Annotated in this window: 1 pseudogene; it reads right to left on the bottom strand. The window is 27.0% G+C overall.

The features are described from left to right. Nucleotides 1-575 (bottom strand): annotated as a pseudogene (locus tag GM111_RS08080) (hypothetical protein); the annotation flags it as partial. Between the last annotated feature and the right edge of the window lie 50 nt (nt 576-625).

Genomic DNA, 625 nt, shown 5'->3' with positions numbered 1-625 from the left:
GTTTCTGCATATTCATCCCAATTCATTGTTTCAAATTGTCTCACTTCTTTGAAGTATTCTGAAGATATTTTAGAAAACTTTTTCTCATTCTCTTCTTCTTTTTCTTTAAATTCTTCCCATGTTATAGAAACCTCTTTATATACTAATTCCCCATTTTCCCTAAAATATTGATAGAAACTTCCTTCTTTCCCTTTTAACTCAAATATTCTATTTAAATATCCATAATTTTCTATCCAAGCACCTGCAAACACTTTGTATTTTTCACTATACTCATCTAATATTTTTTCCATCCCTCTAAAGTCATTTCCCTTTTCTTTATTAAATATTAAATCATTTAATACATATATCCTATAACCTTTTTCTAATAATTCTCTACGTGATAATCCATAACCAAAAGAAGTAACTGGAACAAGTAACTTAGATTTTAAACTTATATATTTACTTTTATTTTTTACAGGTGGATATAACCACATATATGTTATTTCATTTGGACCAGACCCTATCATATAAAAGGCCTCTAAATCTATAGTTCTCCTTTTTATAGCTATTCCTCTTTCTCTTAAATCTTTTATCATTGCACCTTCTGAATTTATTCTTACACATGCTCCAACAAAAAATAAAAATA

Origin of the sequence: Streptobacillus canis (genome assembly GCF_009733925.1) — a bacterium.
In the GTDB taxonomy this organism is placed as follows: Bacteria; Fusobacteriota; Fusobacteriia; order Fusobacteriales; family Leptotrichiaceae; genus Streptobacillus; species Streptobacillus canis.
The sequence above is the reverse complement of the archived record's forward strand: the minus strand, read 5'-3'. Positions and strand labels throughout refer to the sequence as shown.